Genomic DNA, 21,553 nt, shown 5'->3' with positions numbered 1-21,553 from the left:
GGCATATTCATGTCGGCTCGATCCGCAAGACATTCTGAACGCTAATTTAATGGCTCACGATAATCGTGAAACTATCTTTGATGTACGCGCAGTTTAATTTTTAGAGGAGCGACAACTATGTTTTCGAGACGGGATGTGTTGGCGGTATCCGCTGCGGGTGCTGTGATGACCGCGAGCGCAGCACGCGCTGCCTCCTTTGGTAACCCGGACCAGCCGCCGCAAGGCGCTGTCAACGCCAAAGCTCCGGGAACTCTCAGGGATCCTGGCCCACAAAGCGAGGCCATCGGCAACCAGTTTCCCTCGGCGCAATTTCCGCCGGCAACCGACGTCGGCGGCATGCCGATGGACTGGGCCTCATTCAACAATGCGCCAAAGCGGGTCCAGAACGGCGGCTGGGCGCGCCAGGTGACGCAGAAGGATTTTGCGATTTCCGACACGATCACGGGAGTCAACATGCGGTTGACGGCCGGCGGTATCAGGGAGTTGCACTGGCATCAGGCGGCGGAGTGGGCGATCATGACGTACGGCAGTTGCCGCGTGACGGTTCTCGACGCCGAGGGCCGGCCATACATCGCGGACGTCAATGAGGGCGATCTGTGGTATTTCCCCGCAGGCCAGCCGCATTCGTTGCAGGGGCTCGGCCCGGACGGCTGCGAATTTGTGATCTGCTTTGACGACGGCGACGCCAGCGAGTTCAATACGCTATTGGTGACCGACTGGTTCGCCCATACCCCTCCCGAGGTGCTTGCCAAGAATTTTGGCGTTCCGGCCAAGACGTTCGCCAACATTCCGCTGCAAAACCTCTGGATCTTCCAGGGAACGCTGCCCGGCGATCTGACATCGGACCGCGCCGCCGTCAGCAAGACCGGGGGCGTTCCGCCCCATCCCTTCATCTTCAGGCTTGGATCGTCAGCTCCGACGAAGCAATCCGAGGCCGGCGACGTGCGGATTGCCGACAGCAACAACTTCATGGTCTCGACGAGGATTGCCGCCGCGCTGGTGACGGTTCGTCCGGGTGGCGTCCGCGAGATGCACTGGCATCCGAACGCCGACGAATGGCAGTATTATATCAAGGGCAAAGCACGCATGACCGTGTTCAATACCGGACCGAACGCGATGACGATGGATTTCAATCCCGGAGACATCGGCTACGTCAAGAAGAACCTGGGGCATTACGTCGAGAATGTCGGCGACACGGACATGGTCTTTGTCGCGGTCTTCAGGGCCTCGCGTTATGAAGAGGTTTCCCTGTCGAACTGGCTGACGCATACGCCGCCGGCGCTGGTTGCCCAGCATCTGAATGTCGACGAAGCGACCATCGCAAAATGGCCGGAGAACGCCCCGGGCGTGATGCCTAAATCATAGATCGCAACGGCAAAACAAGATCTCCGGCACCACAGTCACTTCTGATGCCGGAAAGGCCGTCAGTCCACACGAATCGCGGACGAGGAACATATGCTTGCGCTCAGTAACGTCAGGGTCGGTATGGCCGCCGAGATGACCGTGACCGTCACATCGGTGATGACGGTCGCTCATTTCGTGGCTGATATGCCGCGGGTCTACGCCACGCCTATCATGATCCTGCATATGGAAATGGCGTCAGGCTCCGCGATTGCTCGCCATCTTCCAGACGGCTTTGTAAGCGTCGGCATGGACGTGAAAGTCCGCCATCTCGCCGCAACGCCGGTCGGCCGCACGGTCCGTACCACTGCTCGCGTCCTCGAGATCGACCGCAAGAGCGTCGTGTTCGAGGTCGAAGCCTGGGATGGCGACCGCAAGATCGGTGACGGCACCCATCGCCGCGGCATCGTTAACATGGTGGAGTTCGAGAAGCGCTTCGGCGTGAAGCAACTCAGCACAAGCGCGGCTTGAGCCTATAACCGCGGGCGACCACCAGCCAGGTCTCGTTGCCGTCCCAGATCGGCGCGACGGCGCTCAGCATCGCGCCACGCCTGGATTCGCCGGTCGCCAATCCGAACAGCAAGCCGACGCCGAGATCGACACCGTCAAGCAGCACGTAAAGCAGAATGCTGATGGCCAAAAGCGAGACCCAGAACATGACCATGGCTATCTTCCTGCGATGACGTAGAGCAAAATGCTGGCGGCAAAAAGCGAGAGCCAGAGCATGAACATGGCTATTCTCCAGCGATGACGTAGCTTGGTTCCTGAATTTGTTCTTCATCGGCCTGCGACATCAGCCGGTTCGGATGACCCTGGCTCTTGAAGTCGATCGTGGAGACGAGGGCCATTATGTGAAGGTAACAACGGGACAACCGCGGACCATTAAATTCGCCGTTAGGTTTCAAGCTCAAACCAGACCGGTGGCGCGACCCCGCATTTCAACGAGCGGATCAAGAGAATCATCGAGCAGCAATTGCTTGGCGTCGCTTTGCGTCACGCTGCGACGTTTCGTGCGGGCGGCGCCATGAATTCAGGGCCGACCGGATCGGCGATGGTCTCGCGCAGGATCCGATCGATCTCGGCCTTGGCAGAAGGATCGAGCGACCAGCCAGTCACCTCGTCGACCGGCTGCAACTGATCGGGACGACGCGCCCCCCACAATGCTGTCGTGATGCCTTGGTCCAGCATCCAGCGGACCGCCAGGTGGATAACGCGCTTGCCGAACCGTTGTGCGAGGCGGTCGAGCTTGCCCACGGCGGCCAAGTATTGTGCGTACCGAGGTTTTAGGAACTTCGGGTCGGAACGCCTCAGATCGTCGCCCTCGAAAATCGTGTTCGCCTGCATCCTTCCGGACAAAAGGCCGCGGCACAACGCCCCATATCCCAGCATCGCAATTCCATGTTTCTGGCAGTAGGGCAGAAGGTCGGCCTCGATTCCGCGTTCGAACAAATTGTACGGCGGCTGCAGTACATGCAGCGGCGCAATGCGGCGAAACCGTTCCATCTGGCCGACCGAAAAATTGCTCACGCCGATGGCGCGGATCTTCCCTTGCGCGAACAGCATGTGCATTGCATCGGCGGTTTCTTCGATCGTAATCAGCGGGTCGGGCCAATGAACCTGATAGATGTCAATGTAATCGGTCTGAAGCCGGCGCAACGAATCTTCGACCTCCCGCATGATGCGGGCACGACTGGCGTTGCGAGATACCCTCCCACCCTCCCATTGAAGTCCGACCTTGGTGGCGATAATCACGCTCGAGCGTAGCCCGCTTTCGGCGATCGCCCTGCCAACGATCTCTTCCGAGCGGCCGAATCCATAGACCGGGGCCGTGTCGACAACGTTGATCCCATGCTCGAAAGCGGCCTGGATGGTAGCGATCGATTCAGCTTCGTCGGTTCCACCCCACATCCACCCGCCGATGGCCCAAGTCCCAATAGCGACAGGCGACACCTTGAGCGACGTGCCCTGAATGTCGGTGCGTTCCATGTTCATTTTGAGAGCTTCTGCTTGACGAGCCATGATCCTGTTCTTTCCTTGAGTGCGTGCGCCTTGGGACTGTGGGTGGCAGACAAGTCCAACCTCAACCGGCAGTGACCGAGGGCACGGCGTAGAGCCCCGCCTCCTCGGCGGCGATAAGCCCGAGGGCGGTCCAGTCAAGGTCGCCGTAACCACGCGCGATACCCGAGATCAGCCGGTCACGAACGACTCCCACCGATGGCATCGGAGCGCCGGCCTTCTCTGCCTCCGCGAGCGCCAAGCGCACATCCTTCAGCACGAGGGGCAAGACGAATCCGGGCGTGTAGACCTGCTTGGCAATCTTGTCGCCATAAATCCTGTGCGCGCGTCCACCGAACATCGCGCTCGTCATAATGTCGATGAACGGCTGCGGATCCAGCCCGCGCTTGCGGACGACGGCGACGACTTCTCCGAGCATCTCCAGTGCCGTTGCGCTCATCATATTGCCGAGCAGCTTGAAGAGGTTTGCGTCTCCTGGGTCGGAACCGACTGTAAAAGTCCGTTGTCCGAGGCTGTCGAGGACCGGCCGGCAACGCTCGATATCGGCCGGGGCGCCAGCGGCAACGATGAACAGCTGGCGCGCCTTGGCGGCATCCGGATTCCCGAACACCGGCGCAGCGACGTAACCCTGCCCGTGCCGCGTATGCTCGCTCGCCAGGACCGACGCGGCCGCCGTGCTAATTGTGCTCATCGACAGGTGGATCGCGCCGGGCATTAAACCCGCGGCCAGACCATCCAGATCGTCGTCGCGGCGACCGAATACGACTTCGCTTACGGCATCGTCGTCCGGCAACATGCTGATGACGACGTCACAGTCGAGCAAGTCGCCGATATCCGTCGTCGGGCTGAGACCGAGCGCCTCGAGCTCACCGAGTTGATCCGAGCGGCGGACATATGCAATCACCCGTCGTCCGGCGGCCGCGAGGTTTGCGGCCATCGGCCTTCCCATGTGACCAAGGCCGACAAAGCCGATTTCTCCCAGCGCCGACCAGCCGGTAGCGGTCGATCTCGAGACGCCGGAGTGCTCGCGGGAGGGAGGAGCGAAAGGAGAGCAAGGTTCATGCTTGGACATAGAGGTTCCTAACCGGGTCCAGCCGCATCGTGCGACGAACACACGCCAACAACTGGTGACTAACGGGGCCGGCGCTTGTCTCAGCTTGCCGCGCCTTACGTCTTCTTGCTTGGATTCCTGAAGATGGCCCAACCAGGCACTCGTCAAGGTGCATGTTCCGTCCGGAGGCTCGCGCCTGTTGCCGCGAATAAAATCGAATTTAGCTATCTGAACCCAAATTTAATGGTCCCAACAATCCATCCGCATAGTCTAGGCCCTGACTTCAATTCTCATGAAGGCGCAAGGATGCGAATGTCGGGAGAACGAATGAGTGACGTCGGCATTAGTCGCTCCGATTTTCGTGCCTCACCCCCACCGATCGTCGACATTTCGCCGCCTGATATCGCCCGCCGCCGACTAACGACTTGGGGCGCAATACAGGCGGACAACGTGAGAATTACCCGGCGCGAGACTTTCGAATACGGCTTTCGGGCGCGAAGACATTTGCTGATCGCTTACGAACGCGCGGAACGAGATGACGGCGAGACGCTCATCGAGGGCTTGCCAAAATCGACCCTGCGCGAGTTCAATTGGAAGCTCAGCCTGGTGCCGGCCGGGCATCGGTTCTACGGGTGGCAGACGCCGCGGGTGCTGACGCGCGTCACCTATTTCTATATCGATTTGCAGGATCAGTTGTTTGATCCAGGATCCGGCATCACCTGCCCTGCGATCAGCCCACGCCTGTTCTTCTTCGATCAAGCGGTCTGGGACACGGCGCTTAAACTCAAGGCCGAGGTCGGGAATTCCGACCCATGGAGCCGCGAATATGCGGAGGCCCTGAGCCTCGTACTGATGCACGAAATCATGCGATTGGAACGAGCGACATCCGCTGCGGCCAAGCCACTACGTGGCGGCTTGCCGGTGTGGCAGCAAAAACGCGTGGTGGAATTCATCGAGGAGCATCTCGCGGAGGAGATTTCGTTGGCCGCTCTGGCAGCACTCGCCGATCTGAGTCTCTATCACTTCGCGCGCGCCTTCACGCAATCCTTCAGCATGCCTCCGCATCGCTACCATATGGCCCGGAGGATGGATCGCGCCAGGAGCCTGTTGCAGAGGCGATCGCTCTCGGTGACGCAGATCGGCATCCAGATCGGCTTCCGCGAGACGAGTTCATTCACCAGGGCATTTCGCAGGTTCACAGGACTTACGCCGACCGAATATCGGCGTCATCGAGACGACTAAACTCAGAAGGGGAACCAGCACCACCTATAACGCATGCGATGGCCAGGCGGACAAACTAACCTGTTGTCAGGCAGAGTTGGGGCTGCGGCCATGCCGTCAGAGGTGGGCGAAATCCCCACCTCTGCGTTCACGTTCGGACGCTCTCTCGAAGGGGGCGAGGCTGTGTTGTCAATCGTTTGATTTGGGTCCGCCATGATAGCGGTATGCATCGGGCTCGGCCGCTTGATGCGACATAATGGCGTACCCGTTCTGCCAGTTGCGGTAGTTGCCGCCATCGTCGTACGGATTGCCCGCTCCCAGATTCTGGCAGTTTGCGTCAGGGTCGAACTGCGCGCAATAGCCGGGGTCTTCGATAACTGCCTGCGCGAGAGCAGGAGTTGCGAAAGCTGCCGCAGCAACGGCGGCGGCGCCAATCAATGCTAGTTTCATCTTGGCCTCCTTGTAGGATGATGTGAGGTACATCGGAATCCAGTTGCAGTTGCGCCAGTAACTTCTGTTTGAGAAAGCACTTTGGTGCGGACGTTCGCGCACTGATCTCGCTCAAAAGATTTAATGGTGTCGAACAACCCCGCTGCCTATCTGCCTGATAGCTACAAGCAGGAGATAGCGGCCGTGAATGTCGTCGCCGGAAGAAGGGGTGTATTGAGAACATTGGCTTTGAGTCTGGCCACAAGCGCGATCGGCCTTGCATCGGCCCGGGCTCAGTCCGGAACAGCGACCGTCGAATCCGCGTTGATACCTTCCGGTGCCACCCACCTTGACGCATTGAAGAAACGCCTGGCGCAAGCGCCGCGCCGTCGCGATTTCAAAACCGTGCCGATGATCCTAGACCATCAGGAGCAATGGGATTACGAAGCATTGACGGAGGTGCTCTCCTATCGGCCTGCGCCAAGGCAGGCCTGGGACAACACCGACATCGGAGGGCCCTGGCTGAACCTGATGCGCAACGCGCTCAATTCGCAGATCTGGTCGTTCAAACATCCGGATTTTCTCGCCGTTTCGGTGACCCACGGTACGGCGCAGCTTGCGCTCTACGATCAGGCCATTTGGGACAAGTACCGGCTCACGAGCCTGGCCGGCGACGAATTCAAGACCAATACACCGATCATCGATCGGAAGTTGGCGGCCGCCGATTCCGCCAACTATGAGGACCCGGCGGGCCCCTTCTCCAGTGAGGATAATTCGATACCTGCACTGATGCGGCGCGGCGTTGTTTTCATGTCCTGCCACAATGCAATCTGGGAACACGCAGCGGCCCTCATCAAATTCGGCATCAACCCTGATAAGCTCTCTCATGCCGCGCTTGCCGCGGAACTGACCAACCATCTGGCGGACGGCGCCGTTCTAATTCCAGGGGCCACTGGCACGCTGCCCGAGTTGCAACAGGTCGGTTTTCACTACGCAACGTAATACGGGCTGCCTGTTGCGCATCGAGGCCGAGTGTTGGCCGTCGAGCCCACCCATGTCAGCGACGCCTTGGGACGGCATCACGTTCGTGGTCGCCGAGACCGTCCTACTTGCTGGTTCTGCCGGGATGTCGATTAACGGCAGCTTCGACGCAGTTGATCAAGGCGGGTCCGGCGAAGGGCTTGGCCAGGAAGCAAATGGCTCCGGCCTTCAGGGCGCGGGCGCGGACGCTGTCTTCGGGAAAAGCCGTGATAAAGATAAACGGCGCGACGTACCCCTGGGCGCGCATATGGCTCAGAAGATCCAAGCCGCTCATGGCGGGCATCTGCACATCCGCGATGACACATGACGAGTCGCTTAGACGGGCCGACTGCAAAAACTCCTCGGCCGACGCGAATGTATGGACCAGGTATCCATGCGAGCTGAGAAGATTATTGGTCGCGGTCCGGACAGATGCATCATCGTCAATGACTGAAATCACCGAAAGAGTTGACAAGATGGGCCTTCCTGACACGGTGGCAAGGTGCTTGCTTTGGCGCTGCCTCAACACAAAAGTGGCCCGCCAGGCAGGATTGTGAAATCATACCGAGGTTTGTGACCCCCAAAAACCACTACGCAAGCCACAAGCATTCGGTCTCTTGATTGACCAAGGACCAGCGTCTATTTCGCGCCCTTGAGGGCGGCCAAATACTCGACGATCGGTCCGACATCTTCCGGGGCTACCGGAGCCTTATAGTTGTTGATCATCTTGCTCACCTCCGCTGCCCAGGACTGCTTCGACATCGCGGGCTGGTTCAACACCATGTCAGCCGAGTGACAGGCAAGGCAGTTGTTGTTGATCGCGTCCGAACCCTGGCCGGCTGGAAACATGCTATTGTTGTCTGGTAGATCGACCTTGACGGGCTTCAGTTCGAATGGCGGAGCGCCGTGCGCGACGGGAGGAATTGACCCGAAACTCACAACAACGGCGATCGGCAGCAAATAGCGTAACATCGAACATACTCCATCAAACCGCAACGACTTCGATCGATTCGGTGACGTTGCGCATGAAACCGGCCGGATTCCAGTTTGGCGCGTCGGGTTGGGCCACGCCGTTGCTGTTGGTGCATCGGACCAACAAGTCGTATTTACCGGGAGCTGGCAGCGTTAATTGGGTCTGCCACTGCCGAAATCCGTATTTGCCTTCGTCTTTCTCGAGTTGCGCCTGATGCCAGCTTTGGCCCCGGTCGATTGAGAAATCCACCGCCGCCACGCCACAATCGCCGCCTAATGCGATGCCGCGCACCGTCGTTGATGTAGTGGCGCTAACCTTACTGCCTGACGCAATGTTTGTGACGAAGGATCTGGGGACCATCCGATTGATCGGTATCATCCGCACGCCTGTTTCGCCCGGCTTGATGCTGGCGTGCGGCGTGTCGGGAATGGTGTAGGCAACCTTTGTCCAATAATTGACGTCGGGTTGATCCAGCACCTCGATATCGTTCAGCATCTTGACCCAATAGGTCGCATACCAGCCGGGCACGACCAGTCGCAGCGGAAATCCGTTCAACAGCGGCAGTTGCTCGCCATTCATTGCGTAGGCGATCATCACCTCGCCATCGCGCGCGTGGTCGATCTCGAGCGATTTCATGAAATGCGGCGCATCCTCCACCACGGGCTCGTCGAGCCCTTTGAAGCGCACCTGCACGGCGCCCGGCCTCACGCCAGCCTTGTCCAGCACGTCCCTTAGACGCACCCCCGTCCAGAGCGCATTGCCCATGGCGCCATTCGACCATTCTCCGCCGGACACGCGAGGCTGGAAGAAGCCGCGCGAGTTGCCGGAGCATTGGTTCACCGCGGCCAATTCAACGCCCGGCAACCCGTGGAGGATATCATTCAGCGATAGCGACAATGTTTGGTTCACATGGCCGCGTACGGTCAGCCTGAACGCGCCGGGGTCGATCTCAGTCGGGATGAGCGCCCAGTGCCAACGCACATAGAATTGATCGTTGGGGGTAAAGACACCCTTGTCGAAAACCTCAAAGGGAGTTTCCAGCAGCGGGGGACGAGTCCGCTGCAGGATCATCGGTCCCTTCTGCGGAAAGGCGGTCGTGACCTCCCGCTCTCCGGGACCGCCGGGCAGCGGAAGACTAATCATCTTTTGCGCCCATGCTGGCCGTGAGAGAACCGCGGCTGCCGCGCTTGCTTCGGCAAGCAGTCGCCTTCGCGAAATCAAGCGTTGGAAAGCGCCCTTCTCCGCCATTGAAATCCTCCCGGGTGTTTGTTGCCAACCGAAGACCAATCGTGCGGCCGAGAAGCGTCGGCGGATCGGCTCGTTCATCAGGTCTTGGTTGATACGCCTATTTGGTGCGAACGGCTCGACCTACAAGAGTTGGCCTGAACGTCATGTTGGTTTGGGCTCCTCATACTTTAGTTTAGCCCGGCTGTCCGCGTCCGGAGGCCGCCTTCGCCGGCGCCCCAAAAATGCACTAGCGCTTGGAGCGGCTAATTCCCAGCGCTTCGGCCTTTTTCAGCAAATCGGCCAGCGATTTCGCACCCATCTTCCTCATAACGTGTCCCCGATGGATCTTCACGGTAATCTCGGCCAGTCCGAGTTCGGCGGCTATCTGTTTGTTCAAGAGGCCCGTCGATACCAATGCCAGAATTTCCCGCTCGCGAGGGGTCAAGGCTTCAAAATGTGCCTGCAAGTTCGCTACAATCCTGTCTGCTTCGCGCCTCTTGCGATCCCGTTCAATAGCCGTCATCACAGCGTCCAGCATGTCCTGGTCGCGAAGCGGTTTGGTTAGAAAATCGACCGCTCCACCCTTCATGGCCCTGACGGTCATCGGAACGTCTCCATGGCCGGTCATGAAGATGATCGGAATCTGAATGTTCGCCTTGGCCAGTTCGGTTTGAAAGTCCAGCCCGCTCAATCCGGGCAACCTGATGTCAAGTACAAGGCAGCTGGCGACATCTGGAAGCTTGGCTTGCAACATTTCGGACGCCGAACCGAACACCTCGACCGCCAATCCCACGGATTGAAAAAGATTGGTCAGCGCCCTGCGCATCGATGCGTCGTCGTCGATGACGATAACGATCGGTTCCTTGGCGTCACCGGGTTCATGCGATGATTTGGCCCGCTCGGTCATAGCGCATCCTCTTGATGCAAGGGCAGGACGAATTGAAACGTCGCACCGGGCCCTTCATTGCCGGAAACTGACAGACGTCCCCCGTGAGCTTCCACGATCGAACGGCAGATCGAAAGCCCCATTCCCAGGCCGCTGGCCTTGGTGGTGAAGAAGGCGTTGAAGAGCCGGTTTGCGTTCTCGGCCGAGATCCCGACGCCGCAATCTGTTACGCTCAAGAGCACTTGGTCTGTCTCGTCCTGGCCTGATCGGACCACCAATTCGCGCGGCCGATCCGTGACCGGCTGCATTGCCTCAATACCGTTCATCACCAGGTTGATAATCACCTGCTGTAGCTGGACTCGATCACCAAGGATCCTGGGCAGGGTCGGTTCCAATTCCATTCGCAGGGATACCCGATGGCTGCCCAGCTCACGCTGTACCAGCGCGATGACCTCCCTGACGACGTTATTGAGGTCGAGCGGCACCTTCTCAATGTCGGTCTTGTTCGCGAGCGCGCGGACACGCCGGACCACCTCGCTCGCCCGGCTGGCATCGTCTATGACCCATTCCGCCGAACGGCGAGCGGCGGCCAAATCGGGAGTTTCGCGATCGAGCCAGCGCAGGCATGCGTCCGCGTTGGCGACGACGGCGGCAAGCGGCTGATTCACCTCATGGGCGATGGAGGCGGTCAGTTCGCCCAGCGCCGTGACGCGCGCCACATGCGCGAGTTCCGCCTGCGTGTTGTGCAGCTTCTCTTCGGCCCGTCTGGTCGAAGTGACATCCACCATCGCCCCAATAAATTCCAGTTGACCCGCTTGATCCCTGACAGCATGAGCGACAACACTGACATGCTTGACTGAGCCGTCAGGCATCAGCAATCGATGTTCGTATTGGGCGTCCTTTCCGTCGCGGGACGCGCGGTCAATCGTTTGCTCCACGAAAGCACGATCTTCCGGATGGACGCGTTGAAGAGCCATGTCGGAGGTGACTGAACGCGGATTTTCGTATCCAAGGATCCTGAAAAATTCCTTGGATCCGAAGCGTTCTCCGCTTGAGACATTCCAGCCGAAGCTGCCGGTCTGGCTCACCCGCTGTGCTTCGGTCAATTTGGCCTCGCTTCGCCGCAATTGTTCCTCGGCTCGCTTGCGGTCCTCGATGTCGGTTGACGAGCCGTACCATTTAACAATGTTGCCCGACTGATCGCGCAGCGGCACGGCCTGGAACAAAAACCAGCGATATTCGCCATCGAAACGCCTGAGCCGGGCTTCAAGCTCGCCACGTATACCGGACTCCCGTATGGCACTCCACTTCACCAACATGCCCTTCTTGTCGTCGGGATGAAACGCGCGAGGCCAGGCAGTCGCGGCCTGGTCCAATGAGATGCCGGTATAGACCAGGGCCGGCTGATTGAGGAAATCGAGGATCCCCTCGGGTCCAGCGCGCCAGACCAGCGTCGGGATGGTGTCGATGACCAGTCGAAGGCGGTCTTCGGATTTCTTGATTTCGTCAACGGCTTCTTGCAGCGCCACGTTTGCGAGGTGCTGCTCGGTGACATCGACGTGTGTACCAACCAACTCGGTCACTTCACCGTCATCACTGAGAACTGGATGTCCTACGGCATGCACGTATCTTGTCGAACCGTCCGGAAGAACGATGCGATAGTCGCCTTCGAAGTCCGTTTTCTCTCGGCGAGCCTGCCGCACCATTTCGACAACCCGGTCCCTGTCTTCGCGGTGAACGCAATCCCATAGGGGTTGCGCTGGTGCAGCGTCCCGTTCCGGATCGAGTCCCAACAGGCGGTGCGCTTCGGGAGACCGAAACACGAACTCTCGCCGCCGCACATCCCACGCCCAACTGCCTGTGCGACTCAAACGCTCGGATTCGGCCAAATAGGCCTCGCTGCGTCGCAGTTTCCGTTCGGTTTCCTTTGCAAACGTAACATCCGTCACCGCCCCTCGAAACTCGACGCCACCCGACGCATCCCGTACCGCGCGGGCCACGGCGTGGACGTGTTTGACCGAGCCATCCGGCATCAACAATCGATATTCGTGGTCGAAATCCTTACCATCGATGGAAGCTTGATCAATGGTCTGTTGCACGGCGGCGCGATCTTCCGGATGGGTGCGCTGGACGATCAATTCCACGGTCGGTTTCGTCGCGTGGTCGAACTGGAAGATTCGGAAGGTTTCGTCTGACCAGAAGATTTCTCCGCTTGAGACATTCCATCCAAAGCTGCCGGTACGGCTCAATCTCTGCGCTTCGGTCAGATGCATTTCGCTCTGAAGCAGTGCAGCCTCAATCCGCTTTTGGTCCTCCACCGCTGCTTGCAGGTCACCGCTGGAACGCCGAAGGGCTTTTGTCGCTTCTCTCTGCGCCGAAAGCATGAATGCAACAAAGAGAGACGTAATGGAAAACAAAATCAGACGTGGAACTTCCGAAACACCTCCCGCGAGCAAATTGTGCTTCCAGGTAAATGAATTGATTGGAGGCAACAGGTAATAGTGGAATGCCAAAAGGGCGAGTGCGATCGCCAACAATGCCGGGCTGAAGCCACCAAACCATGCAGCGAAAATAACAGCGCAGAGCATCGACAATGCGATGGGTTCAGTATTCAGTAAACGTGTCATGATCTCCGCAGCAATTATCGCCACGGCGACTGACAAGACCGCCATTGCGTAGTGAGAGACCGTGGGGGAGGTCGGCCAGTGAGAGAGATTGGGTTTGGTCATTTTCCTTGCCCGTCCCGCTTCGCGTAGTGAGACCGCTGACCGCCGCCGAGGCGTATAACGACGCCCTGCCCAACCCTCGTGAGCTTCCACGATCCAACGGCCGACCATGCCCAAGCCGACGGGTTTGGTGGGCTCAATTCGAGACATTTGTGATCCGGCTGCTCATCATTTCCAGAGCGTCCCGCGCCTCCGGGCAAGATTAGAGGATTTTGAGGAAATTTGGCAATTCGATTGCCTCCGCCGCGGCGCGGCATTGGTGGTTCCCGGGCCGAAGGTGCTCGAAACTCTGGACAAATCTGCGCAAAATCGAACCAAACGCCGCAATCTCGCGCAGGCAATTCCGGCCCCTGGAGCGCACTCTGATCGATTGCCTACGCACAATCGACGCGAGCGACCTCGATCCAACGGTCGCTTCAGACCCACAATCAAGGAGCCGAACGATGAAGATGAGATACTTACTGGCAGCATCGCTGCTGTCGCTGGCGGTGTCAGCTACGGCTCAAGCGCGAACGAACGAACATCGCTCTTTGCCGCAAGCATACGGAAGCCCGGGCCGCGAGGTCGCAGCTCCTCCCTGGAGCGCTGCCTGCATGACCGACCACGGCCCAAGCCAATGCGACGAGCCCATGTGGGTCTATGGTAGCCCAAGCGCACTCGCGCGATACAAGAGTGCGTTCTGACTTCGACCGGCTAATCGAGTGTTGCGTCAGATCGCCAGTCGCTGCCCAACCGGAATTACGCTAACTGGCACACGAGCAGGCGTCCGGCGGTTGATTGGCCCGATGCTAACCTGTCGGAATTCCCCAACTATCCAATTGGGCGATGGCCTACAGGCGGATCGCCGAGTGCTGCAGAGCAGAAACACCGCGCGGTTGAGTCTTGGAAGACCTGGCCATCTGTCATTCGCCGCGTGTGACGAACGGCGCTCTTCTTCGATTTACGTGGTGTTCGCCGCTGACGTCCCGGGAAGGTCGGGTCCCAGCGGCGAACACCACCATAAACCTCCGTATAGATCCCCCGATCCCGTTCTATAGCGTCCGAGTACCCACGTACGATTGAGCCGGCGGTCTCAATCCTCTTAGTCTCGCTGCTAATCGGAAGAGCCGATTGCAGGCGACAACATGTCAACGATCCCGGCCAAAGATACCGAACGCAACCGTAACGAGCCCGATCGGCGGGATCACGTTATATCCGCCTGTCACGGCAAGGAACGCCTGCTGCGTCGCCATGGGGGCCCGCAGATGAGGGTCAAGCTCTGCGTCCGACGTCCCTATACGCAGCGAGATTTGGCAGGCCGTTACGACCCCGAAGGTGTTCTTCACGTCTGCGCGACCTACGACGGCCAACGCGACGTGAGCACAAACCATTACCCACGCAAAGCCCACAGGAGGCAACAATGCGCAACATTCCCCAATATCGCTGGAACTGCGAAGCCAAGCGTTGCGCGATCTGCGACGGGAAGTTTGGCCTCGTTCGGTACTACTGCTGGCGAACTGCCCTCTGTTCAAGAAAGTGCGCTGTCCGCTTCAAGACACGCCAGGACGGCGACCGCAGATGGTTACGTCAACTCCACGCTGCCTGACAACGGTCGCGGCGAAACTCCCGCGGCAATTTTCCAAAGTTCGGGATTCCGGAGCAGGGAGCTTACGCAGTGAAACTCTTATGCAAACTCATCCTCGGGAGCCGTCTTTGCTTCGCACTGGGAGGCGCCAGGTGAGATTCATCTTGGTGAATGGCCGGACGCCCCGCCCGCAATCCTCCTGTGTGATGTGCGCTCAGCCAATCGGAGCAGGCTACCTGCGAGAAATCGGGACGCACCTCGTCTACTGCGATCACGATTGCTACGCGGATCACTGCAAATGCGCCGTCTTGCTTCTCGAAAATCAGGCGCGGGCATCATGACCCCTTCGCGGCCAAATAAGCCGGGCCTTTGGCCGGAATCGTCGGATGCCGAGCGTTGTAGCCAACGTCACATCGATTTATTTGCTGGTGCAGTGAAACACCAACCAGGAAGCTGTCGATGTACCAGCTGCACTATTACCCAGCGAATGCCAACGCTGCGCCGCACATGCTGCTCGAAGAGATCGGAGTCCCATATGACCTCGTCCTCGTTGATCGAGCCAAGAACGCCCAGAAGTCCAGGGAATATCTCAAGATCAATCCGAACGGACGGATCCCCACTTTGGTTGACGGCCAACTGATCATGTCCGAAGCCGCCGCTATCGTGCTCCATCTCGTCGATCAGCATGCTGACGCAGCGCTCGCCCCTCAGGTCGGAACGCCTGAGCGCGCCAAGTTTTACCAGTGGCTGACCTTCCTGACGAACTCGCTGCAGGAGGAACTGATGATCTGGCAATATCCGGATCGTCTGGCCGGCAAGGATGCCTCCGCGGCCGACGCCGTCAAGCGCGGCGCCGAAGTGCGCGCCAGCCGGTTTCTCGACATTATCGAAGATCATCTCAAGGCTAACGGCCCGCTGTTTCTCGGCAAAAGGCTCAGCGCCGTCGATTTCTATCTAGTCATGCTCTCGCGTTGGGCCCGCCCGATGGCTCAGCCGCCGCGTTCGCGTCCCAACATCTCAAAGCTGCTCGACAGGGTGACGAGCCTCCACTCGGTTCGCCGCGCCTACGAGCAAGAAGGAATAGCCGACGAGATCTGCTGAACAATCAACCAATCCGGCCGCCGGAGGCGAATCCGCGCGGTCGGTGAAAAGGACACTACAATGAGAGCTCATAGCGCCAGCCGCAACAAACCCGATCGGATGAATTCGGTATTCATCAGTGCCGATTCGAGGACTTCGGAGCTGAGATCAGCCTCAATACATTTGCTAAGTTCACCAACCAGACTTGGACAGCATCGAGGCTCTGCTCGGGGCACGCAGATGCCGCCCGCGTTGCAGGATGAAACCTCGGAGCTGCTGGCCGATGTCGACGGCTTGCCCATTCTGGTTCGTTTCCGCCTCAACGATGTGCCCGTTGAAGTGCGATCCGATCTTGTCTCCAATGGCGCCGACATTCGTTCGCTGCTGTCGATCACGCTTGAGAAGATGGTTGACCGGATGCGCGGAACGCCTCTCCGAGAGGAGGCCACCTGCACGCGGCCGCTCGCGACCGTTGAATTGATATCGAGCGGAGAACCCTTGGTCCGGCTGCAAGCGCGGTTAAACGAAACCGTGCTGCGCGTGGGATCACTGGAGCTCGATCTGATGGATCGAGCTGCGAAGCGTGGCGATCGTAAGATCGATCTACGACCGCGCGAATTTCAATTGCTCAAGTACATGATGCAACGGAACGACAAGTTGCTGACGCGGGAAACTCTCCTGAAGGAAGTATGGAACTATAAATTCGTCCCCGAAACGAACCTTGTCGATGTTCACATGGGCCGGCTGCGTCGCAAGGTCGACGGGTCGAACGAGTTCCCCATGATCCGCAACGTGCGCGGCGCCGGCTTCGTTCTCAGTGCGACTCCCCTGTCGCGGGGTTCACCGTCGAAACCTGCCGAACGATCAGGCAATCCGGACGTCGAAGACAGATCGCAGAAGCTCTTGGAAGGGATTTCGCAATGACCGCCGATAACACCAGCCGCAACACACCCGACCGGATGGACTTGCCCTTCGTCGGTCTGGCAACCTTTGCTCGCCAACCGGCTTGCCCCGACTGGGATAAGCTCGACGGAGCCGACGTCGCCGTCCTCGGGATCCCGATCGACACAGCATCGAGCTATCGGGTTGGCACACGTTTCGGGCCGCGCGCCATCCGCGAGGTTTCGATGTTTCACGGCTTCGGGACGGAGGGCGTGTTCGATTTCGAGGACGAAGTCACCTACCTGACCCCCGCCGAAGTAAAGATCGTCGACGCCGGCGACAGCGACGTGATCTACGCCGACACAAAGCGCAGCCTGGCCAACGCCGAGCAGGCCGTGCGCGCCCTGCTCGACGCCAAAACCATGCCTTATATCCTGGGCGGCGACCACGCGATCACGATGGCGACTGTCGCCGCGTTCTCGAACGAGAAGCCGATCCACATTGTCCATCTGGATGCGCATTTCGATTTCATCGACGAGCGCAACGGCATCACCTGGGGCCACGGCAGCCCGATGCGACGGGCGTCCGAGATGCGGCATGTCAAGGGCATCACCACGCTAGGACCGCACAACATGGCCGCGGTGAGCCGGAAGGATTGGGAAGCGGCAAAGGCTTATGGCACGCACGTCGTACCCTTGCGCAAGCTCCGGGCCCAGGGCGTCGCCGCGTCTCTCGCGCACATTCCCGACGGCGAGCGCGTCTATGTCTCGATCGACATCGACAGCTTCGATCCGTCGATCGCACCGGGAACGGCCACGATCAGCCACGGCGGCTTCAGCTACTACGAGGGCAAGGACATTCTCCGCGAGGTCGCCAGACGGTTCGAGGTCGTCGGCGCCGATTTTGTCGAGGTTTCGCCGCCTTACGATCCTTCCGGGATCACCTCGCTGCTTGCCGCACGAACCAGCCTCGACTTCATCGGATCCATTTTTCACGAACGCGCCAAGCGACGCGGCAGGCAGCCCCGGGCCGTAGCGCAATCATTCCTGCAACCCGTTCAACCGTGACCCAAGGAGCAACTCAATGAGCAATGAGACCAAACGCCCACCGCTGGCCCATGCGTCCGGTACCCCGGTCACGGACAATCTCAACATTCAGACCGCCGGGCCGCGAGGGCCGGCGCTGCTGCAGGATGTCTGGCTGATCGAGAAGCTGGCCCATTTCCACCGCGAAGTGATTCCCGAGCGCCGCATGCACGCCAAGGGCTCCGGCGCCCATGGCACCTTTACCGTCACGCACGACATCACCCGCTACACCAAGGCGAAGCTTTTCTCCAAGATCGGCAAGCAGACGCCGATGTTCGCCCGCTTCTCCACCGTCGCAGGCGAGCGCGGCGCCGCGGACGCCGAACGTGATATCCGCGGCTTCGCGCTCAAGTTCTATACTGAGGAGGGCAACTGGGACGTCGTGGGAAACAACACCCCGGTATTCTTCTTCCGCGATCCCCTGCGCTTTCCCGATCTCAATCACGCCATCAAGCGTGATCCGCGAACCGGTATGCGCAGTGCTGACAACAACTGGGACTTCTGGACGCTGCTGCCGGAAGCTCTGCATCAGGTCACGATCGTCATGAGCGAGCGCGGCATCCCGAAGAGCTTCCGCCACATGCACGGCTTCGGCAGCCACACCTATAGTTTCCTCAACGCCGCAAACGAGCGCATCTGGGTCAAGTTCCATTTCCGCAGCCAGCAGGGCATCCAGAACCTGACGGACGCGGAAGCCGAAGCGCTCGTGGGCAAGGATCGCGAGAGCCATCAGCGCGATCTTTACGGAAGCATCGAGGCAGGCAATTTGCCGCGCTGGACGCTCTTCATCCAGGTGATGACGGACGCCCAGGCGAAGGCCTTCCCATTCAACCCCTTCGACCTGACGAAGGTCTGGCCAAAGGGCGACTTCCCGCTGATCGAGGTGGGATTTTTTGAGCTCCACCGAAATCCCGAAAACGTCTTCGCCGAGGTCGAACAAGCGGCGTTCTCGCCTGCCAACATCGTGCCAGGCATCAGCTATTCGCCCGACAAGATGCTGCAGGCGCGCCTGTTCTCCTATGGAGACGCGCAACGGTATCGCCTGGGGGTCAATCACCACCACATCCCGGTCAACGCACCAAAATGTCCATTCCACAGCTATCATCGTGACGGCGCGATGCGCACTGACGGCAATCTCGGCGGAACTCCGACCTACTTCCCCAATAGCCGGGGCGAGTGGATCGATCAGCCGCAGCTTAACGAGCCGCCGTTGGAGATCGAAGGTGCGGCCCAGCATTGGGACCATCGGGTCGATGACGATCACTGGCAGCAGCCGGGCGATCTTTTTCGCAAGATGACTCCCGCCCAGCAGCAAACGCTGTTTGACAATACGGCTCGTCAGGTCGGCGGTACGGCCAAGCACATTCAGGAGCGCCACATCGCCAATTGTACCAAAGCAGATCCGGCCTATGGCGCTGGCGTCGCGAAGGCACTGGGCATCGACTTCCGACCGCAGACGATCGCCGCGGAATAGGTCCGCCGGCTGGCGGCGTTCAGCCACGCTGCCAGCCGTCCCGACCAACGTACCGCTGGCGAAACCGCGCCAAGCCGTCAGTCTCAACTTTGGAGTCCATGATGTCCAAACAGATTGCACCCAAGCTCCTTGCGGAGTTCATCGGTACATTTTCGTTCGTGTTCATCAGCGCTGGCGCCGCGCGCCGTGATCGGCGAGATACCCGCTGTATAGTCCGATCCCGAGAGGTTCCCAGGAATGTTCGACTATAACGGAAGCTTTCAATCCGCCATTGCTGTGCTGAAACGCGAGCGCCGCTATCGCACCTTCGCCGACCTGGAGCGCAAAGCGGGACAGTTCCCTCATGCGCTCTGGAACAGCCCAAGCGGCGCGCGGAATGTCGTTGTCTGGTGCTCGAACGACTATCTCGGCATGGGCCAACATCCGAAGGTAATCGAAGCGATGTGCACCGCCGCCCGCACAATGGGCGCGGGCGCGGGCGGAACGCGCAACATCTCGGGCACGAATCGGGCGCTGGTACAGCTGGAGGCAGAGCTTGCCGACCTGCATGGCAAGGAAGCAGCTCTCGTTTTCACATCTGGCTATGTTTCCAACCACACGGGCATCGCGACGATCGCGAGGCTCCTTCCGGACTGCCTGATCCTGTCCGATGCGCTCAACCATAATTCGATGATCGAAGGTATGCGTGCCGCGGGCTGTGCCAGGCAGATCTGGCGCCACAACGATCTTGAGCATCTGGAGGAGTTGCTCTCGCGCGCAGCGCCCGACCACCCGAAACTGATCGTGTTCGAGAGTGTCTATTCGATGGACGGCGACGTCGCTCCACTCGAGGCAATCTGCGATCTTGCACAGCGCTATGACGCGATGACCTATCTGGACGAGGTCCATGCCGTTGGCATGTATGGGCCGCGCGGCGCGGGGTTTGCCGAGCAACACGGCGTTATGGCACGCATCGATGTCATCGAGGGAACGCTTGCCAAGGCCTTCGGGACGCTCGGCGGCTACATCGCCGCCAGCAACGCGGTCGTGGACGCGGTCCGATCCCATGCTCCCGGATTCATCTTCACAACAGCCTTGCCTCCCGCAGTGGCGGCGGCTGCGACTGCCTCGATCGCCCATCTCAAGACGTCGGACGTAGAGCGCGCAGGTCAGCGCGCCGCCGTGGCGGCGACCAAGGCGGTGCTACGAAAGGCCGGCCTGCCGGTGCTGGCGACCGAGACGCATATCGTGCCGGTCATGGTCGGCAATCCCGACCTGTGCAAGCGGGCGAGCGATCTTCTGCTTGAACGGCACGGGATCTACATCCAGCCGATCAATTACCCGACGGTTGCCAGAGGCACCGAGCGACTGCGGATTACCCCCACCCCTGCGCACGATGTTCGGCTGATCCAACAGTTGGCTGACGCCTTGGTTTCGGTTTGGCAGGAGCTCGAGCTCCCGCTCGGAATAGACTGTCAGCCCGGCGAGCAGCTTGCGCAGACGATCGCGGCCAGCGGATAGCCTCGCCGCTCAGTTGCGCGAGCCAGATGCTTCACCGTCCTGCTCGGTTGCGAGTTTCCAAAATCAGCGAGGCGAAGCTGCCGAAGCAGCTTCGCCTTCAACGTGAGCACCTTCGCCCATGAGCGTCGCCTAGACCGTCAGCCCACGCAAGTGCGGGGCTGTTTCTTAGTTGTAGCCGCTGGTACCGGGCGACGAGCCGCCGAACGAAGAGTCTCCGGTGCCGCTCAATGTCGTCGGACCGTCCGGATTACCGTTCGGGTTGCCGTAGTTCGAATGCAGATGGACCATACCGACGGCATCGCGATCAGCCCTCGCGACCGCTTTATGATGATGCGTGTTTGCAAAGGCGGCCGTCCCCGAGAGGGCGAACGCGGTAGCCAATGCGATTGTGGTGAGTTTCATATTTGTGTCCTTCGTGTAGATCGTTGTGTCCCTCGACCTGTAGATAAGAGACAATCTCGATCGTCCCACTAAATTCGTTTTTAAGCGCGATGGAAGCGGCCAAGACCCTCGCCGCAGCACTCCGTTGGGAGTCGCCGATCACGGAATCAGATGCAAGGCGCTGGCGCCTTGCCGTTGATTCTGGTGAGTTAGCCAAGATTATTTTCTTTATAATGGCTTTCGCGCTCGCCAATCTCCATGTTGAGAGTGGGCATCCAGGACAATGACGACTGGATATGAAGATAATTTCGATGACAGCGATCGCTGCAGTAACTGCTCTCTCAGTTGTGGCTTTCGGCGCAACGGGAACTGCGAAGGCGGGCCCCATAGTTCCCCCCGGACATGACTGTCTCGAATATGCCGAAGGCGGGACGGATTGCAGCTTCACGAGCTACGCGCAGTGTGAGGCGACCGCTTCGGGCCTCGCCGCCGAATGCTATGCACCCGCAGTTCGCGATGATGAGCATTGGCGATGGCAAGGCCGAGGTGTCGGCCAGTAGCAGCTACCAGATCCTGACTCCTGCTTCTAACAGCAAGAAGAAGCCCTCACCCTCAGTTCGTCCGCCCCCCGGGCGCG

Annotated in this window: 19 protein-coding genes and 1 pseudogene; 10 read left to right on the top strand and 10 right to left on the bottom strand. The window is 59.6% G+C overall.

Going from position 1 to position 21,553, the window contains the following annotated elements:
- Positions 1 to 117: 117 nt before the first annotated feature.
- Both NL528_RS04475 and NL528_RS04470 read left to right on the top strand, forming a co-directional pair.
- The gene (locus NL528_RS04475) at positions 118 to 1,365 is read left to right on the top strand and encodes an oxalate decarboxylase family bicupin (RefSeq protein WP_309181509.1); all 1,248 of its coding nucleotides are present in this window, start codon (positions 118 to 120) and stop codon (positions 1,363 to 1,365) included.
- A 90-nt stretch (positions 1,366 to 1,455) separates the two neighbouring features.
- Positions 1,456 to 1,872, top strand: coding sequence for a thioesterase family protein (locus tag NL528_RS04470; RefSeq protein WP_309181508.1), 417 nt, complete (start codon positions 1,456 to 1,458; stop codon positions 1,870 to 1,872).
- Positions 1,873 to 1,888: 16 nt separating this feature from the next.
- Here the strand turns inward: NL528_RS04470 and NL528_RS04465 are convergent.
- The 3 genes and pseudogenes from NL528_RS04465 to NL528_RS04455 all read right to left on the bottom strand — a co-directional run.
- A pseudogene (locus tag NL528_RS04465) lies at positions 1,889 to 2,065 on the bottom strand (cytochrome d ubiquinol oxidase subunit II); the annotation flags it as partial.
- 329 nt (positions 2,066 to 2,394) lie between these two features.
- Positions 2,395 to 3,420 (bottom strand): aldo/keto reductase, encoded by a 1,026-nt coding sequence (locus tag NL528_RS04460; protein WP_309181507.1) that lies wholly within the window; start codon positions 3,418 to 3,420, stop codon positions 2,395 to 2,397.
- A gap of 61 nt (positions 3,421 to 3,481) precedes the next feature.
- Positions 3,482 to 4,354: an NAD(P)-dependent oxidoreductase gene (locus tag NL528_RS04455; RefSeq protein WP_309181506.1), complete on the bottom strand. Its 873-nt coding sequence runs from the start codon at positions 4,352 to 4,354 to the stop codon at positions 3,482 to 3,484.
- Positions 4,355 to 4,564: 210 nt separating this feature from the next.
- Here NL528_RS04455 and NL528_RS04450 point away from each other — a divergent pair, with 210 nt between their 5' ends.
- Positions 4,565 to 5,710, top strand: coding sequence for an AraC family transcriptional regulator (locus NL528_RS04450; protein ID WP_309181505.1), 1,146 nt, complete (start codon positions 4,565 to 4,567; stop codon positions 5,708 to 5,710).
- Between the two features lie 168 nt (positions 5,711 to 5,878).
- On the opposite strand, the gene NL528_RS04445 is transcribed toward NL528_RS04450, so the two are convergent.
- The gene (locus NL528_RS04445; protein WP_309181504.1) at positions 5,879 to 6,241 is read right to left on the bottom strand and encodes a hypothetical protein; all 363 of its coding nucleotides are present in this window, start codon (positions 6,239 to 6,241) and stop codon (positions 5,879 to 5,881) included.
- Between the two features lie 21 nt (positions 6,242 to 6,262).
- Between NL528_RS04445 and NL528_RS04440 the strand changes: the two genes are divergently transcribed.
- Positions 6,263 to 7,120 (top strand): transcriptional initiation protein Tat, encoded by an 858-nt coding sequence (locus tag NL528_RS04440; protein ID WP_309181502.1) that lies wholly within the window; start codon positions 6,263 to 6,265, stop codon positions 7,118 to 7,120.
- A gap of 103 nt (positions 7,121 to 7,223) precedes the next feature.
- On the opposite strand, the gene NL528_RS04435 is transcribed toward NL528_RS04440, so the two are convergent.
- The 5 genes from NL528_RS04435 to NL528_RS04415 form a co-directional block, all read right to left on the bottom strand.
- Positions 7,224 to 7,613: a response regulator gene (locus NL528_RS04435; RefSeq protein ID WP_309181501.1), complete on the bottom strand. Its 390-nt coding sequence runs from the start codon at positions 7,611 to 7,613 to the stop codon at positions 7,224 to 7,226.
- 164 nt (positions 7,614 to 7,777) lie between these two features.
- Positions 7,778 to 8,110, bottom strand: a complete 333-nt coding sequence (locus NL528_RS04430; protein ID WP_309181500.1) for a cytochrome c — start codon at positions 8,108 to 8,110, stop codon at positions 7,778 to 7,780.
- A 13-nt stretch (positions 8,111 to 8,123) separates the two neighbouring features.
- Entirely contained in the window at positions 8,124 to 9,359 is a 1,236-nt protein-coding gene (locus NL528_RS04425; RefSeq protein ID WP_375144038.1) for a molybdopterin-dependent oxidoreductase, read from the bottom strand.
- Positions 9,360 to 9,585: 226 nt separating this feature from the next.
- Positions 9,586 to 10,245, bottom strand: a complete 660-nt coding sequence (locus tag NL528_RS04420; RefSeq protein ID WP_309181498.1) for a response regulator transcription factor — start codon at positions 10,243 to 10,245, stop codon at positions 9,586 to 9,588.
- A complete protein-coding gene (locus NL528_RS04415) occupies positions 10,242 to 12,953 on the bottom strand; it encodes a PAS domain-containing protein (RefSeq protein ID WP_309181497.1) in 2,712 nt (903 codons plus the stop codon). The genes NL528_RS04420 and NL528_RS04415 overlap by 4 nt, the downstream gene beginning before the upstream one ends.
- A 2,020-nt stretch (positions 12,954 to 14,973) precedes the next feature.
- On the opposite strand from NL528_RS04415, the gene NL528_RS04410 reads away from it, so the two are divergent.
- The 5 genes from NL528_RS04410 to hemA all read left to right on the top strand — a co-directional run bounded on the left by NL528_RS04410 (position 14,974) and on the right by hemA (position 20,535).
- A complete protein-coding gene (locus NL528_RS04410; RefSeq protein WP_309181496.1) occupies positions 14,974 to 15,615 on the top strand; it encodes a glutathione S-transferase family protein in 642 nt (213 codons plus the stop codon).
- Positions 15,616 to 15,834: 219 nt separating this feature from the next.
- Positions 15,835 to 16,518, top strand: coding sequence for a winged helix-turn-helix domain-containing protein (locus NL528_RS04405; RefSeq protein ID WP_309181495.1), 684 nt, complete (start codon positions 15,835 to 15,837; stop codon positions 16,516 to 16,518).
- Positions 16,515 to 17,543 (top strand): agmatinase, encoded by a 1,029-nt coding sequence (locus NL528_RS04400; RefSeq protein ID WP_309181494.1) that lies wholly within the window; start codon positions 16,515 to 16,517, stop codon positions 17,541 to 17,543. The genes NL528_RS04405 and NL528_RS04400 overlap by 4 nt, the downstream gene beginning before the upstream one ends.
- Positions 17,544 to 17,559: 16 nt before the next feature.
- On the top strand, positions 17,560 to 19,035 hold the full coding sequence (locus NL528_RS04395) for a catalase (protein ID WP_309181493.1): 1,476 nt from the start codon (positions 17,560 to 17,562) through the stop codon (positions 19,033 to 19,035).
- Between the two features lie 237 nt (positions 19,036 to 19,272).
- Positions 19,273 to 20,535: a 5-aminolevulinate synthase gene (gene hemA / locus NL528_RS04390; protein WP_309181492.1), complete on the top strand. Its 1,263-nt coding sequence runs from the start codon at positions 19,273 to 19,275 to the stop codon at positions 20,533 to 20,535.
- Positions 20,536 to 20,700: 165 nt separating this feature from the next.
- On the opposite strand, the gene NL528_RS04385 is transcribed toward hemA, so the two are convergent.
- The gene (locus NL528_RS04385) at positions 20,701 to 20,937 is read right to left on the bottom strand and encodes a hypothetical protein (RefSeq protein WP_309181491.1); all 237 of its coding nucleotides are present in this window, start codon (positions 20,935 to 20,937) and stop codon (positions 20,701 to 20,703) included.
- A gap of 275 nt (positions 20,938 to 21,212) precedes the next feature.
- Between NL528_RS04385 and NL528_RS04380 the strand changes: the two genes are divergently transcribed.
- Positions 21,213 to 21,476: a DUF3551 domain-containing protein gene (locus NL528_RS04380; RefSeq protein ID WP_309181490.1), complete on the top strand. Its 264-nt coding sequence runs from the start codon at positions 21,213 to 21,215 to the stop codon at positions 21,474 to 21,476.
- The last annotated feature ends 77 nt before the right edge of the window (positions 21,477 to 21,553 follow it).

Source organism: Bradyrhizobium sp. Ash2021 (genome assembly GCF_031202265.1).
In the GTDB taxonomy this organism is placed as follows: domain Bacteria; phylum Pseudomonadota; class Alphaproteobacteria; order Rhizobiales; family Xanthobacteraceae; genus Bradyrhizobium.
The sequence above is the reverse complement of the archived record's forward strand: the minus strand, read 5'-3'. Positions and strand labels throughout refer to the sequence as shown.

Bases quoted from the DNA above. Each gene is read 5' to 3' on its own strand.
- NL528_RS04475 (WP_309181509.1), top strand. From the start codon at position 118: ATGTTTTCGAGACGGGATGTGTTGGCGGTATCCGCTGCGGGTGCTGTG.
- NL528_RS04470 (WP_309181508.1), top strand. From the start codon at position 1,456: ATGCTTGCGCTCAGTAACGTCAGGGTCGGTATGGCCGCCGAGATGACC.
- NL528_RS04460 (WP_309181507.1), bottom strand. From the start codon at position 3,420: ATGGCTCGTCAAGCAGAAGCTCTCAAAATGAACATGGAACGCACCGAC.
- NL528_RS04455 (WP_309181506.1), bottom strand. From the start codon at position 4,354: ATGGCCGCAAACCTCGCGGCCGCCGGACGACGGGTGATTGCATATGTC.
- NL528_RS04440 (WP_309181502.1), top strand. From the start codon at position 6,263: ATGGTGTCGAACAACCCCGCTGCCTATCTGCCTGATAGCTACAAGCAG.
- NL528_RS04430 (WP_309181500.1), bottom strand. From the start codon at position 8,110: ATGTTACGCTATTTGCTGCCGATCGCCGTTGTTGTGAGTTTCGGGTCA.
- NL528_RS04425 (WP_375144038.1), bottom strand. From the start codon at position 9,359: ATGGCGGAGAAGGGCGCTTTCCAACGCTTGATTTCGCGAAGGCGACTG.
- NL528_RS04420 (WP_309181498.1), bottom strand. From the start codon at position 10,245: ATGACCGAGCGGGCCAAATCATCGCATGAACCCGGTGACGCCAAGGAA.
- NL528_RS04415 (WP_309181497.1), bottom strand. From the start codon at position 12,953: ATGACCAAACCCAATCTCTCTCACTGGCCGACCTCCCCCACGGTCTCT.
- NL528_RS04410 (WP_309181496.1), top strand. From the start codon at position 14,974: ATGTACCAGCTGCACTATTACCCAGCGAATGCCAACGCTGCGCCGCAC.
- NL528_RS04405 (WP_309181495.1), top strand. From the start codon at position 15,835: ATGCCGCCCGCGTTGCAGGATGAAACCTCGGAGCTGCTGGCCGATGTC.
- NL528_RS04400 (WP_309181494.1), top strand. From the start codon at position 16,515: ATGACCGCCGATAACACCAGCCGCAACACACCCGACCGGATGGACTTG.
- NL528_RS04395 (WP_309181493.1), top strand. From the start codon at position 17,560: ATGAGCAATGAGACCAAACGCCCACCGCTGGCCCATGCGTCCGGTACC.
- hemA (WP_309181492.1), top strand. From the start codon at position 19,273: ATGTTCGACTATAACGGAAGCTTTCAATCCGCCATTGCTGTGCTGAAA.
- NL528_RS04385 (WP_309181491.1), bottom strand. From the start codon at position 20,937: ATGAAACTCACCACAATCGCATTGGCTACCGCGTTCGCCCTCTCGGGG.
- NL528_RS04380 (WP_309181490.1), top strand. From the start codon at position 21,213: ATGAAGATAATTTCGATGACAGCGATCGCTGCAGTAACTGCTCTCTCA.